Annotated in this window: 16 protein-coding genes; 9 read left to right on the forward strand and 7 right to left on the reverse strand. The window is 36.7% G+C overall.

Annotation, left to right across the window (positions count from 1 at the left end; translation table 11 throughout):
* Window positions 1–259: 259 nt before the first annotated feature.
* The 4 genes from BFP75_RS02250 to BFP75_RS02265 all read right to left on the reverse strand — a co-directional run bounded on the left by BFP75_RS02250 (window position 260) and on the right by BFP75_RS02265 (window position 3,149).
* Window positions 260–673: a DUF6326 family protein gene (locus tag BFP75_RS02250; RefSeq protein ID WP_099543054.1), complete on the reverse strand. Its 414-nt coding sequence runs from the start codon at window positions 671–673 to the stop codon at window positions 260–262.
* Window positions 674–918: 245 nt separating this feature from the next.
* Window positions 919–1,827, reverse strand: a complete 909-nt coding sequence (locus tag BFP75_RS02255; protein WP_099543055.1) for a helix-turn-helix domain-containing protein — start codon at window positions 1,825–1,827, stop codon at window positions 919–921.
* Window positions 1,824–2,321 carry a hypothetical protein gene (locus tag BFP75_RS02260; protein WP_099543056.1) on the reverse strand — a complete coding sequence of 166 codons (498 nt, stop codon included), beginning with the start codon at window positions 2,319–2,321 and terminating at the stop codon, window positions 1,824–1,826. The genes BFP75_RS02255 and BFP75_RS02260 overlap by 4 nt, the downstream gene beginning before the upstream one ends.
* Before the next feature lie 12 nt (window positions 2,322–2,333).
* Complete coding sequence (locus tag BFP75_RS02265) at window positions 2,334–3,149, reverse strand: SDR family oxidoreductase (RefSeq protein ID WP_099543057.1); 816 nt, start codon at window positions 3,147–3,149, stop codon at window positions 2,334–2,336.
* 207 nt (window positions 3,150–3,356) lie between these two features.
* On the opposite strand from BFP75_RS02265, the gene xerA reads away from it, so the two are divergent.
* From xerA to BFP75_RS02280, 3 genes are all read left to right on the forward strand, one after another.
* Complete coding sequence (gene xerA, locus BFP75_RS02270) at window positions 3,357–4,175, forward strand: site-specific tyrosine recombinase/integron integrase (RefSeq protein WP_099543058.1); 819 nt, start codon at window positions 3,357–3,359, stop codon at window positions 4,173–4,175.
* 121 nt (window positions 4,176–4,296) lie between these two features.
* On the forward strand, window positions 4,297–4,878 hold the full coding sequence (locus tag BFP75_RS02275; protein ID WP_094998671.1) for a recombinase family protein: 582 nt from the start codon (window positions 4,297–4,299) through the stop codon (window positions 4,876–4,878).
* Window positions 4,879–4,892: 14 nt separating this feature from the next.
* Window positions 4,893–5,684, forward strand: a complete 792-nt coding sequence (locus BFP75_RS02280) for an AAA family ATPase (protein WP_094998672.1) — start codon at window positions 4,893–4,895, stop codon at window positions 5,682–5,684.
* Between the two features lie 50 nt (window positions 5,685–5,734).
* Here BFP75_RS02280 and BFP75_RS02285 read toward each other — a convergent pair whose 3' ends face one another.
* Complete coding sequence (locus BFP75_RS02285; RefSeq protein ID WP_094998673.1) at window positions 5,735–5,959, reverse strand: phosphate ABC transporter substrate-binding protein; 225 nt, start codon at window positions 5,957–5,959, stop codon at window positions 5,735–5,737.
* A 483-nt stretch (window positions 5,960–6,442) separates the two neighbouring features.
* The gene (locus BFP75_RS22535; protein ID WP_262497592.1) at window positions 6,443–6,565 is read right to left on the reverse strand and encodes a hypothetical protein; all 123 of its coding nucleotides are present in this window, start codon (window positions 6,563–6,565) and stop codon (window positions 6,443–6,445) included.
* A 225-nt stretch (window positions 6,566–6,790) separates the two neighbouring features.
* Here BFP75_RS22535 and BFP75_RS02295 point away from each other — a divergent pair, with 225 nt between their 5' ends.
* The 4 genes from BFP75_RS02295 (at window position 6,791) to BFP75_RS02310 (ending at window position 8,329) form a co-directional block, all read left to right on the forward strand.
* Window positions 6,791–7,126 (forward strand): hypothetical protein, encoded by a 336-nt coding sequence (locus tag BFP75_RS02295; RefSeq protein ID WP_099543060.1) that lies wholly within the window; start codon window positions 6,791–6,793, stop codon window positions 7,124–7,126.
* 162 nt (window positions 7,127–7,288) lie between these two features.
* The gene (locus BFP75_RS02300) at window positions 7,289–7,546 is read left to right on the forward strand and encodes a type II toxin-antitoxin system HicA family toxin (RefSeq protein ID WP_099543061.1); all 258 of its coding nucleotides are present in this window, start codon (window positions 7,289–7,291) and stop codon (window positions 7,544–7,546) included.
* Window positions 7,531–7,884, forward strand: coding sequence for a type II toxin-antitoxin system HicB family antitoxin (locus BFP75_RS02305; RefSeq protein ID WP_099543062.1), 354 nt, complete (start codon window positions 7,531–7,533; stop codon window positions 7,882–7,884). The genes BFP75_RS02300 and BFP75_RS02305 overlap by 16 nt, the downstream gene beginning before the upstream one ends.
* A gap of 145 nt (window positions 7,885–8,029) precedes the next feature.
* Window positions 8,030–8,329, forward strand: coding sequence for a hypothetical protein (locus BFP75_RS02310; protein ID WP_099543063.1), 300 nt, complete (start codon window positions 8,030–8,032; stop codon window positions 8,327–8,329).
* Between the two features lie 914 nt (window positions 8,330–9,243).
* Here BFP75_RS02310 and BFP75_RS02320 read toward each other — a convergent pair.
* Window positions 9,244–10,266, reverse strand: a complete 1,023-nt coding sequence (locus tag BFP75_RS02320) for a replication initiation protein (protein WP_099543065.1) — start codon at window positions 10,264–10,266, stop codon at window positions 9,244–9,246.
* An 804-nt stretch (window positions 10,267–11,070) separates the two neighbouring features.
* Here BFP75_RS02320 and BFP75_RS02325 point away from each other — a divergent pair.
* Window positions 11,071–11,691: a BfmA/BtgA family mobilization protein gene (locus BFP75_RS02325; RefSeq protein ID WP_099543066.1), complete on the forward strand. Its 621-nt coding sequence runs from the start codon at window positions 11,071–11,073 to the stop codon at window positions 11,689–11,691.
* Entirely contained in the window at window positions 11,681–12,769 is a 1,089-nt protein-coding gene (gene mobB, locus BFP75_RS02330; protein WP_099543067.1) for a MobB family relaxase, read from the forward strand. Before BFP75_RS02325 ends, mobB begins: the two co-directional genes overlap by 11 nt.
* The last annotated feature ends 1 nt before the right edge of the window (window position 12,770 follow it).

Genomic DNA, 12,770 nt, shown 5'->3' on the forward strand with positions numbered 1-12,770 from the left:
AAAACATTGGTTCTTTGCTTACAAATGGTTACAGGAAACTGCAAAGCATTATCCTAATCTATTTGTGCATTGGCAATATGGATTTAAGCCTTGACTTGTTAAGAAGAGCCGTATGATGCGAGAGTATCACGTACGGTTCTGTGAGAGGTTTAGGGGTGAAACCCCCCTTTACCTACTCGACTTTATTCTTTCAGCAATTGGTTCAAATTTCTACTTCTCCGAGTTTGGTCATTATTTTTTAAAATTGATTTTTGGACATTTACAGTCCTGATTTTTCTTTAGGCCATTTCCAAGCGTACCAGACAATTAAAGCTGTAATTATACTTTCTAAAAATGCTAAAAAGACATAAAACAAATACCATTCGTTCGTTGACATAATTCCGATAAATATCATCATAATTGTGAAAATGGCTCCAAATACTATATTAAGAATTCGGTTTATTTTTGGTTTAAGGAAAATTGAAAGTGCCACCATTATAGATGGAATTGCTAAAATAATAGACGCTATTAGCAGCATAGACGGACTATCCATTATATTATCTCCTGAAATCAAACTATTTACTTTGTCCGGTGTGTACAGTTCAAAATAGTCGCCATACAAATAGCAGAATGTCGCTGAAGTCCACAATGAAGCGAGTTTTATTTTGATGTTTACTTTTGGGTTTTCTAACATTTTGGTTTGGTCTTTATAGTGTTAAGAATCTGTTCATTCATAAAGACGTAATATCCTTTCAAATGGTTGCCTGCATAATAAAATTAGCTCGATTTTTAGCTTGTTGCCAACGTTTTGGGGCTTTGCGAAGGCTGGGTTTAGAAGTACAAATGTTCAGGTTAGTACAAATGCCAAATAGAAGCACAAATGTTCAATTTAGCACTGAAGCCCAGCTTTTGCAAAACCCCTGTTAGCAGTAGGCTTTATTAATTCAAGTTCCTATATTCCATTGGTGTTTTACCTGTTTTTTTCTTGAATAGTTTATTAAAGTATTGCGGATATTCAAATCCTAAATCAAAGGCAATTTCATTAATGTTCTTTTCTGAATTCAAAAGTAAATTCTTTGCTTCCTCAATAAGATAGAAATGAATATGTTCTTGTGCGTTTTTACCCGTTTCTTTTTTTAGTAAATCACTCAAATAGCTTGGTGATAAATGAACTTTATTTGCTAAATATTTTACAGTTGGTAAGCCTTGTTCATTTATTTTGTTGTCAGCAAAATATTGAGTTAATAGGTTTTCTATTTGCGATATTATAGACTTGTTGCTTTGGCTTCTTGTTATCAATTGTCTGCCATAAAATCTTGAACAATAGTTTAATAATAATACTATCGTTGAAACAATTATGTATTGGCTATGCACATCAATATTTTCTTGTAGTTCGGTTTGGATTTTTTGAACACATTCCAATAAAATATTCTTTTCTTTGTCTGATAAATGAAGGGCTTCTGAAACTTCGTATTGAAAAAAACTATATTCTTTAATTTTTTGATTTAGTGTTGTAGAACGAATTAAATCAGGGTGAAAAAACAAACCCCAACCCATTTTATCTTCTCTTTCTTCTATTTCATTGTCTATTTCAATTGTTTGATTGGGTGCTATACAAATGAGCTTTCCGTCTTGAAAATCTATGGTTTTTCTACCATATTTAATATGGTTCTTGCAATAGTTCTTGAACATAATAGAATAGAAGTCGGTCGTGATTTTAGAATTCTGCTCTACTTGCTCAGTAACTTTACTAAAATCCAAAACAGCCACTAATGGGTGTTGACTATTCCCTAAATTAAATAATTTATGTAAGTCGGCAATGCTTTGAAGTTGTATTATTTCGCTCATATTTTTTCAACTAATTCTTGTAAATATACAATATAAATATGCCCTCGTCTTTCAGCAAAAAAATCTAAACACAAAACAATACTGGCTTGGATAAATAAACCAAGTCCAATTCCTCTCCAAAATGTGTCATTCATAGAACTATACATCAATACAATGCCTAAAATGATTAATGCAATTTCTACATATCTATAAATCACAAAATTGCTCAATACTTTTTCCATTCGAGGAATTTCAATTGTTTTTACACTTTGGGATTCTTTTTGAATAAAAGTTTCAACACGTGCAATGTCTTTTGGGCTTCTGATAACTATGGTATAACCGACTATAAACTCTAATAAAGCAACAATAATAAAAGGTATGGCAACACCTTTCCAAAAAGAGGTTTTCAAAGCAAAAATGAAATAGAGAGCCATTGCCAAAGCAATGACTCCTATTAGTATGAAAATATAGCTTTCGGCTTTTTCTCCATTAAAATATTTTACAACAGGATTCATATTTACAATGTTTTACAGTCCAAATTGTGATTTAATACCACCTATAAATGTAGCGTCATCATATTGTTGACGGTTTGCAATAAGCATTTTTGCATCTTCACCGGCTGTATATCGCAATTGGTTTTTGCCATCAGTAGCCGCTTCAAAAATTACTTCTGCAACAATACTTGCAGGTGACGCATTTTGTGCCATTGTAGGCATTGCTGTCATCAATGCACCTACAATGTTTTGGTATTCAGACATATTTTCATCATTGCTGAAATCGAATGACCTGCCTGCAAAATCAGTCGCTATCATACCTGGTTCTACAATTTTTACTTGTCCACCAAATTGCTCTACTTCATAGTTGAGTGATTCGGAAATACCTTCAACTGCAAATTTTGTCCCGTGATACAACGAACCTAATGGAAAAGTCATTTTGCCACCAATAGCCGAAATGTTGATAATTATTCCCTTTTTGTTTTGTCTAAAATGTGGTAAAACGGTTTGGGTAACATCTAAAAGCCCAATAACATTAGTGTTGAATTGGCGTAAAATTTTGTCCCTGCTAAATGCTTCTAATGGTCCAAAAGCACCATAACCTGCATTATTAAGCAATACGTCAACATTTCCAAATTTTTGAATTCCGTCCTTAAATGCTTTTTGAATAGAATCCACATCTAAAACATCAAGTCTGGCAACTAAAACATTGTCTAATTGACTTAATTCTGTTTCGTTTTCTGGATTTCGCATCGTAGCGATTACATTCCAACCCTTTGACTGAAATAATTTTGCAGTTTCTTTTCCTATACCACTGCTTGCACCTGTAATTAAAATTGTCTTGTTCATTTTTTTATGAATTTAAAATTAAGGTGCAAAGTTGTCAATTTAGTTCATCTGTCAGATAATACAAATTCGGGTTCTTTGTATTCTTTTTACGGATTGTCGGTTTAAGCTTACTGCTAACTATTGGATATCCGAACAATCCCGGACAACCATACCATTTTGGAATAAAAATAGTACTTTTTCATCATAAATAGATATCTTCACATTATTATGCCATTGCCTGATTTTGTCAAAATACTGGAGGTTAAACGGTATAGTAAGAATACCATAGAGAGTTATTCCTCAATCGTAAAGATGGCCATTCAATTTTTCGAAAAGCCACTGAACAAGATTGATGAAACCGAACTTCACAGGTACTTCTATCATATGGTACACACTAAGAAAGTATCCTATTCCTATCAGAAACAGATAGCAATGGCCTTGAAGCTGTATTACAGGGAGGTTTTCGATCAAAACATTAACCTGGAATTTCTGTTCCCAAGTAGAAAACCGGACAGACTTCCCGTAGTCATCGCAAGAAAGGAAGTTCTTAAAATCATTGAAAAAGCCAACAACATCAAGCATAAGAGCATGATAGCCGTGGTCTACAGTGCAGGCTTAAGGGTAGGCGAGTTGATTGCACTTGAAATCAAGGATATAGATTCATCCAGAATGGTGATACATATTAAATCAGGAAAGGGCAACAAGGACAGGATAGTACCCTTATCTGAAAAAACCTTGTCAATGCTTCGTGAGTACTATAAAGAATATACGCCCAAACGATACCTATTTGAAGGCCAAAAGGGAGACAGGTATTCTTCGTCAAGTTTCAACAAGCTTCTCCAGGCTGCTGCCAAAAGGGCCAGAATAAATAAAAACATCACCGCGCATACCTTGAGGCACAGTTACGCAACGCACCTATTGGAAAATGGTACCGATATTAGAATCATCCAAAAACTTTTAGGGCACAATTCCATTAAGACGACCATGATTTATACCCAAGTTACTGAACCTACTTTGTTGAATGTGACAAGTCCTTTTGATGATTGAACCGTTCCATAAATTGGCCGTTTTTCGGTACAACCGAAATGCCCTAAAAAAATATCTTATCCTAGTTCCATTTATCGTTCTTTTTAGTAGTTTCGTTATATAACCTTTTACGGAACTAAAAATGGTAGTAGGATATGCCAGGGTATCGACACCCGAGCAAAAGCTTGAAGCACAGATCGATCTGTTAAAAAATGCTGGTTGTGAGAAAATTTATAAGGATATAGCAAGCGGTACCCGGGACGACAGAAAAGGATTGAACGAAATGCTGAGATATATGCGAAAGGGGGACACTATCCTTACCTATAAAAACGACAGGGTTTTCCGTTCGCTGAAAAATATGGTTGAACTTATTGATAGGTTCAATGAGGCAGGGGTACATTTCAAAAGCTTGAGCGAACCGGAATTCGACACCACATCGGCCAACGGTAAATTTTTATTACAGATTTTTGCGGCAGTTGCGGAATTCGAACGCAACCTTATCAGTGAACGCACAAAGGTGGGGCTTGATAATGCAAGAAAGCGGAACAAGTTGTTGGGCAGGCCCAAAGGGTCGAAGATTGAAACAATCGAAAAGTACCATTATGCCAAGCATCTGTACGGGAATCAAGGAGTATCGATTGATTTGGCCTGCAAACGGGCAAAAATCGGTAAGACCTCTTTTTATAGAGTAGAAAAAGAACTTTCGTCAAAATCAAGTAGTTAATCTCAGACAAGGCTATGTCTTACCTCACATCACTTAGCATAACTACAGAAAGAACCCATCCGTTTCCCTATGATGTCAGTGCAATAAAGTTTGCAAAGGACGTTGATGTATCCGCACCTGTTACCTTTATTATAGGTGATAACGGTACCGGAAAGTCCACATTGCTCGAAACATTGGCACTTCGTTTACAATTACCACATATGGATGGATTTGGGTATGGTAAAAATTGTTTCAAGGCAGCCCGTTCGTTGACGCCATATCTGCATTTAGATTGGAAAATTGAAAAACCCAGAGGATTTTTCTTCAGGGCAGAGGACTTTGGTGACCTCTTGAACAGTATCGACAGAGAGGATGCCAGGCTCCATGAATCCTTCAAGGATATTTATGGAGAAGTTCCAGACCATATCATCCAAGAAATGAAGGACAACCAAAACTATCAGATTTATCGAATGCGATTGAACTATGGTCAGGATCTACAAGGTTTTTCTCATGGGGAGGCCTACCTGAAGATAATGGACGATACTATAAATGGAAACGGGATATTTCTATTGGATGAACCGGAGGCCGCTTTGTCACCATCCAAACAGTTGTCCTTGCTTTATTTTATCCAAGAACATCTTAAATCCCATATGTCCCAATTCATTATAGCTACACATTCACCTATGCTTATGGCATATCCCGGAGCCAATATATATGAGGTGACCGACAAAGGAATGAACAAAGTATCTTTGGAGGAGACAGAACATTACACTATTACAAGGTCGTTCCTGCAAAGTCCAGAAAGCTATTTGAGGTTTTTCAAGTAGAAAGTCCGGTATTATAATATGCGGTGCCGTCAAAAAATGGATACCACCATTTATCCCTTGTATTGGTTTCTCCTATGTTTTTTCCAGTTCCTGGTACGTTTTGAATACTTCGAGTTGGTCGTTTCAATCCCGTGGGGAAAACAGTAACAACAGCCACCCATCTTAAGATAGTTGTCAATCCTTGATAAACGAACATTGGATATTTTCTTTGGAAAATCAATATGTCCTTCAGGGGTAAGTCCAAAAGCCCTTTCAAATCGTTTCGTATATTTCACGATTTCAATGTTTTAAGTGAATACTTAAAACATTGAGCCTTTTAGGAATTTGGAAAGAAACATAATCGGTTGATTTCCGTAAAGATAGTCCATAAAACAGTTTGGGCACAAGTTATATTCAAAAGCTATGAAATGGTAGTGTAATCCCGAAACAAACGAATGTTCTTAAGCATTTGCAGAATAGTAGTTTGGTTAATCCAATTGGACTTTTGGCCAACTTTTGAGATGTAACCATTGTATAAGAAGTGCCAGTGTTTTCAGTACCTGTGAGCTAAGTTGTCGTTTTATGCAGCTATGAGGTCACTAGGCCTTACAGATTGTAAGGCGCATATGGCCGATATCGGGTAAAACTGTAAGCAAACGTCCGATTTTAAGCCGCTCTAAGGGACGAAAAAAACGTAAACGACTGGAAGTGTGTGGAATAGCGAGTTCCATAAGCGTTTTTATGTCAAATAGAACACCTTTTTAAGATACGGAGAAAAATCAACATCCGCAAGCCGGATGCTTCCTGAAAATGAAGCAAAGGATGGTCTTAAAATTGATGATGATTTCGCTAACGGTCAAGATAATGGAAAGCACAATGGCGATAATTTCAATAGTGGTCATTTGGTCTGGTTAAATAGGTTAAAAAGAATAGTGAATCTGATTGTACGTCATTGGGAAAGTGGAGTAAAAATCTAGCTGCCCGAGGTGGCACGATTGTAGGTTACAAAATTACAAAAAGGGTAGGGGATTTCAAAAAGTATTAAATTTTCTTAAATGTCTAAACTATTAGTTTAGAGTGTATTAAATATTAGTTTATGTATTTGGATAATTCAAACATCAACAACAATGGGGGATAGCAGCGCAAACATGGCAATAGAAACGACAAAGCCCTGGGACGAAATGGACGCTTACGAGAGGAAAGTAATTACAGTCGTACACGCCCAAGGGTTCCGTGATGGGGGAGTGGACGTAACCGAGGAAAGGATGTTGCGGATCCTGACCCTTGGCTCTCCGAAATGTGTTTTCGCATACCAGGGGGACGAACTGAAATACGCCCGTGTCCATAAGGACAGCGTAAAAATCATGAAACTGCTCTGCAACCAGTACTTGGAAAAATCCTTTTTAGAGGAAAACGAAGAAGAAATAAAACAAATGCTCGATGACGCCAAAGAAGGTATTTAAGCTATGGAAGATTACGTATTCGAGTGGTGGCATTTATTGATTATACCGATATGGGTTTTCGGTTTGTGGCTGAACTCTTTTTTACACAGAAACAAATATAAAAAAGAGTAAAATAATTACGTAACTATTTTATAGTTACATTCTTTATCCTTATCTTTGATCATGAGCAAGATTGATAAGTTAATAGCAAAATTCAAAAGCAATCCAAAGGATCTGACTTGGGAAGAACTTGTAAAAATATTGTCTCATTTCGGTTTTGCCGAAATATCGAAAAAAGGGAAAACCGGGGGTTCCCGGGTAAAGTTTGTTGATACCGATAAAAACATTATCAACCTTCACAAACCGCATCCCAGCAATATTGTAAAACAATATGTAATTAAACAAATCTTGGAAAAATTGAAGTTATGGAAGATTATTTAAAATACAAGGATTATTTAGGTTCCGTAGAGTTCAGCGCAGATGATGGTGTGCTTCATGGAAAGATTATCGGAATCAATGATTTGGTTACTTATGAAGGTACTTCGGTTGTGGAGCTTCGAAGCGAATTCGAAGATGCGGTCGAGGACTATTTACAGATGTGCGTAGATTTGGAGAAAGAACCCAACAAGTTTTTCAAAGGGGTTTTCAATGTGCGCACATCCAACGAGACACATAGGGATTTAGTGATCATTGCCGAAAAAAAGAAAATGAAATTGAACGAGCTGGTCAATAAGGCTTTCGACTTTTTAGTAAAGAACGAGGACAAGGTATTGAACTGACCTAAACATCTACAATTTGACATGGCCATCATTGCCGGCAGCTCGCCCAGGAAGCACGAAATATCTACATTTCTACCGTCTACAGAAAATTGGACCGGTTTCCGGAAGGCAAAAAAGTAGATGTTTAAACCTAAAATTATCGATTATGGCTATTGCAAACAGTTGTTATATCAGGAACATTCAGAAATCGGAACAGGCATTATTAAAAAAGGTGGGGAAAAAATTCTCATTGAATACAACCCCCTCTATTTTAATGCGTGTCCTCAAGGAGTTTTTTAATGACCAAAAAACCATTGAAAAGCAGAGCCGGACCATTTTAAAATTGGAACAGGAACTGTCCGAGGCCCGAGAGGAACTGAAAGACTACAAGCGAGAGGTAAAAGTACTGTTCGATATTGAAGATGAATTATCAGAACAGAAAAATAAGCTATTACAAGCCATATGAAAATTCCCGATCATGTTTTGTTTGCTCCATATGAAAAATATGCTGTAAGGACGGTAATATTTTTAATCACCCATTAAGATGGCTACTTTAAGATATAGGGCAACTGCAAAAGTTCTGTGTGACGAATGTCAATCACAGAAAGACCAAAAAAGAAGATTTGACACCAAGTGTACAAATTGTAAATGGCTTAGATACGAAAACGTAAACAATCTGTTAACCTTCAGGGATTTTCTAAACCGTCAATTTCCCAATTGGGTATTTTTTAATGTATTTAAATATATCAAGGGGAAAGATGGGGAAAGGTTGGCCAGTTACCAAAAGGGAAAGAACGAACCCACCTCAAAAGAAGTATAAAAAAATCGGAAACACCTTGTGAGCGCTTCCGATTCTCGATTCAAACTTGCGTTTGCTTCTTTCAAGATAAAGATACGATTTATCAATAAAACTTTTTCCTTTTTTTCCTTTTTTCCATCCCCAATCGGTTAGAGAAAACAATTGCGTCTTAGATTTTGTTTCATCCGCAAAGCGTTAGAATTGCCTTTTTTACTATAGTTTGTTGGGTTTTCGAGCATCCCCAATCGGTTAGCGATAATATTTTACAGTTCCTTTGTTTTTGCTCCAAAACGCAAGAATAGCCTCAAGTCCCTGTTTTTTGGGCTATTCCCTATCCTCAAATGGTTAGAATTCGGTTGCTTTTTTGACCTTTTTCATCCCCGATTAGTTAGAATAGCTAGGATTTGCGGGGTTCTGGAGGCCGTAAAGGTTGTCCCCAATCGGTTAGTTTATCTCTAAAACGCTGATTGAAAGGCTGTTCTATCAATCCTCAAATGGTTAGACAGACCCATCCCCAAAGTGTTAGAATACTCAGGCTGCACTTAATTCTGAAAAAGAGGATCTATCCTCATTTGGTTAGATTAACTAGCTTCTTTTTGAAATAGGTGGTCGTAGTTATCAAGTATTACCTTATTTACAGCATTGGGCAGGTCGCCCATCTTATCGTAATTTTCGCTTATATCGAAATAATGGGTGTTTATTAGCGTTTTAAGGAACGTAAACTGATACTTGTTCATAATGCCTATCAATCTACTTTTGTCTTCCTTAGATAGCTTGAAATTAGCATCCAAGAGGGCGAAAATTTCTTCTACCCTTTCAACATTGTGGCGAACAGGGGATTTATTGTTTGTCTTGTAAAACTTGAAACTAAAGCCTACGGTCTTCCTGCCTCTTTTAATATCCGTATAGTTAAAGCTAACGTCGGCAATTTCATCCAACATTTTTTTAGCAGGATCGATTATCTTTTGTTTGAAAGCGCTCGATGTATTGTTTTTGTATTTTGAATCAGGTATTTCAAGTTCCTTCCGAAATTGTTCCAGACTATGGACCGTTCTTCCTCCCTGGGAAAACCATTGCCTTATGTAGTAGTAAAATTTAATGTTGTAGGTTCCGGTAAGATTAAAGCTGCTCTCAGCAATGTATTCGGTATAACCTTTGCTCAAATCGGTTAGGAAACCGTAAAATCCAGCATCTAGATTTAGCTTTACATGGGAGCGGCTTACGGTCCATTCCGGTTTCTCTATAACCCCAACGAGCTTTACAGAATCCTCTTCTTTGCCGTCCACGGTCATTTTACTGGAAATAGGCAGGGTTTTTTCCCTAAGACTTACAAAAGTATCGTCCAGGCGCTCTTTCGTGTTCGTGGTGTCCAAAATCAAGTCCCTGTAATGAAACTGAAGCGATATGTTCCCATCTAAGTCTATTTGGGGGTTATAGTCGATTTCTTGATGTACCTTTATTCTTTGTAAAATCCTGACAATTACTCTGTTTTCACCAGCTGAGAAGTTAAATTTTACGAAATTTGCAGTAAGCTGATAGGGCTGTCTAACAATTTCAGGAAGTTTGATTTTTTTGTTAGTATCTCTGTCAACAATTATGGCCATATCCTCAATCGGTTAGAGTTAATGAATCAAAAATAGGAAATTAAGTTAGAGTTTTGTCCCCAATCAGTTAGAAAACATCCCCAATCGGTTAGAGTAGTATCCCCAATCGGTTAGAGTAAAACGCTTCAACCATTAATATTTACTGCAAATACACGACGGCTGTAATTTAGTATTACCATTCTGTTATTTTTATTTAGTTCTTTAATAAAGGCTAAAGTAATTTTGATATGTATTGTGAATATGTTAATAAGGTTTCAAAACCGTCATGATTTTAAAAAAATCACGCCACTTTTTCATAATTCCACTTTTGCTCCGCAAAAAGAAACAAGGTTTTGAAGAAAGGTCAAAAAAGCATCCGAAGATTTTTTTCGATAGATTTTATCTATACAAGACACTATTTTGTTTAACCTTTTTTGAGGATTTATTCCGATAAATAATATCTCCGTCCATCCCGTTTTTTAATTTTTTTCCGCCCCAAAAATCTCATTTTCAGAGGCCGAGTTTTAGTAACAGAAAAATGTTCCGGTACAGATGATTTATGAACTAGGTTTTTTTTTATTTTCAATGAGAGCTTCGCTCGAAATTGGAAAGCGAGATGGAATCGGGGAAGCCCCGATACAGTTGTCTACTCAGTTACGTTGCATTTCAACGAATATCGATGTTTTAACGGTCTACTTTAGAATTATTTTGTATACATTCAGCCTCAAATAAGTAGACATTGATTTATAAACCATTGGTATATAGTACTATATATTTTTATTTAGTAGACAAAAATAGAGACGCAATCAATTAATTCCCAAGCAAATGAGTTCTGAAAGGGCAAGCATAAAAATCTATTCCGAGGCCAAAAACAACCTTACCATATTAGCTAAAAGAAACGGAAAAAGCGAAATCGATTATCTAAGTATGGCCATCCAATTTTTATATAAAAGTGGAATTGATGTATATACTACATCATTGCCCAATATTCCCGATCTGATCAAAAATCTTGAGAATAGGATCATTGGTTTTATAAAGAAAAGGGAGCAGGATTTTTTTGTTCCCATGAAGGGCCAGGTCCAAGGTCTGACAGAAAGCCATATTAAGCTTTTCGATGCTTTGCAGAGTATGGATATTTTAAAATTCGCCACGGAAAATGCAGAAAAGGACGATGTTAAATTTACCGTTCCGGCTAACCAAATACAGGAAGAAAAACAACCTAAGAAAATAGTGGAATATACTATTGAAAAGGAAACTTTTTCAAACGATGAAAATTTACTCGGGGAACTTGAAAAGGCAAAAGCGCAGAGGAAGATATTCAGAACAGAGCTCAGTTTTCTGTTTAGTAAATTATCAAAGTCAGGGGCTTTATCGGGCGGGAAATTCAATGCCAATATCAATCAAAGGGATTATGAGCGCATACAAAAAATATTGAATGATAATTAAAATCCATAGTCCTGATCAGGTTTCCAAAAACGCGGGAAGTTCTAGCGACCTTATCCAATATTTGGAAAAGGAGAATAGGGAGAAAGACCCATTGGACCAGGAATATTTTTTTAATAACCATAGATCGAATATAGACGGGGCAACAGCAGAAAGGACGTTGGATGCCAACAAAGGAAGATTAGGTAAAGAAGAAACGAAATTTTATATGCTTACGGTAAATCCCAGCCCTAAAGAAGTGGCACATATTAACGGCAATCCCGAACTATTGAAATCGTATGTCAATGATTTAATGGATAACTATGCTTCAAATTTTCATAGGGAGTATAAGGATGGAACACCGTTGACCGGAAAGGACATCATGTATTTTGCCAAGGTAGAAAATGAACGCACCTATAAATTCGGGGATAGAAAGTACGCCACAGAAATAGCCCACAACTCGAAAATCAGGAAAGATATCATCAAGAATATGGACAACCCTAAAATAGTCGCGGAACTGGAAAAAAAGTATATCCGGAATTCCGAAGGAACGGCGATTTTAGAGGGAGCTGTTAAGGATGGTAACAATATGCACGTTCATATTGTGGTAAGCCGTTACGATTATAAACAAAAATTCAAACTATCCCCTTTATCGAATCAAAGAGAAGGTAAAGGAGTTTTGAACGGCAAGGAACATTCAAAAGGTTTCAACCGTGACCAATTTGTCCAGAACGGGGAACGGATCTTCGATGAAAAATTCAAGTACTCGAGAAACATAAAGGATAGTTACAATTATCGCTTGAACTATGGGATGATAATGGGCGCAACGAATCCCAAATCATTCGCTAAGATGATCGCTAAAAGGGCGGTCCTCGAGAGCATTCAGGACAAAACAATGCAAAAAGCGGCCGGGATCGCAGTAAGCAATCCCAAGCACATCCCTAAAAAGTTCATTTCAGAGGTTGAAAAACAAGCGGTCAAGGCGATCATGCAGGCCCTGGACAAAGGGGCGTACACCAATCCAGTATCGGCAGGGATCAATATTACCAAGAAAGTAATTACAGAATTGGGCAAACAAATATCAAGGGCAGCAAGTATCTAAT

Source organism: Maribacter sp. 4G9, assembly GCF_002742265.1.
Lineage (GTDB): Bacteria > Bacteroidota > Bacteroidia > Flavobacteriales > Flavobacteriaceae > Maribacter.

Coding starts and splice junctions, on each gene's coding strand:
- BFP75_RS02250 (WP_099543054.1), bottom strand. CDS start 673: ATGTTAGAAAACCCAAAAGTAAACATCAAAATAAAACTCGCTTCATTG.
- BFP75_RS02255 (WP_099543055.1), bottom strand. CDS start 1,827: ATGAGCGAAATAATACAACTTCAAAGCATTGCCGACTTACATAAATTA.
- BFP75_RS02260 (WP_099543056.1), bottom strand. CDS start 2,321: ATGAATCCTGTTGTAAAATATTTTAATGGAGAAAAAGCCGAAAGCTAT.
- BFP75_RS02265 (WP_099543057.1), bottom strand. CDS start 3,149: ATGAACAAGACAATTTTAATTACAGGTGCAAGCAGTGGTATAGGAAAA.
- xerA (WP_099543058.1), top strand. CDS start 3,357: ATGCCATTGCCTGATTTTGTCAAAATACTGGAGGTTAAACGGTATAGT.
- BFP75_RS02275 (WP_094998671.1), top strand. CDS start 4,297: ATGGTAGTAGGATATGCCAGGGTATCGACACCCGAGCAAAAGCTTGAA.
- BFP75_RS02280 (WP_094998672.1), top strand. CDS start 4,893: ATGTCTTACCTCACATCACTTAGCATAACTACAGAAAGAACCCATCCG.
- BFP75_RS22535 (WP_262497592.1), bottom strand. CDS start 6,565: ATGACCACTATTGAAATTATCGCCATTGTGCTTTCCATTATCTTGACC.
- BFP75_RS02295 (WP_099543060.1), top strand. CDS start 6,791: ATGGGGGATAGCAGCGCAAACATGGCAATAGAAACGACAAAGCCCTGG.
- BFP75_RS02300 (WP_099543061.1), top strand. CDS start 7,289: ATGAGCAAGATTGATAAGTTAATAGCAAAATTCAAAAGCAATCCAAAG.
- BFP75_RS02305 (WP_099543062.1), top strand. CDS start 7,531: ATGGAAGATTATTTAAAATACAAGGATTATTTAGGTTCCGTAGAGTTC.
- BFP75_RS02310 (WP_099543063.1), top strand. CDS start 8,030: ATGGCTATTGCAAACAGTTGTTATATCAGGAACATTCAGAAATCGGAA.
- BFP75_RS02320 (WP_099543065.1), bottom strand. CDS start 10,266: ATGGCCATAATTGTTGACAGAGATACTAACAAAAAAATCAAACTTCCT.
- BFP75_RS02325 (WP_099543066.1), top strand. CDS start 11,071: ATGAGTTCTGAAAGGGCAAGCATAAAAATCTATTCCGAGGCCAAAAAC.
- mobB (WP_099543067.1), top strand. CDS start 11,681: ATGATAATTAAAATCCATAGTCCTGATCAGGTTTCCAAAAACGCGGGA.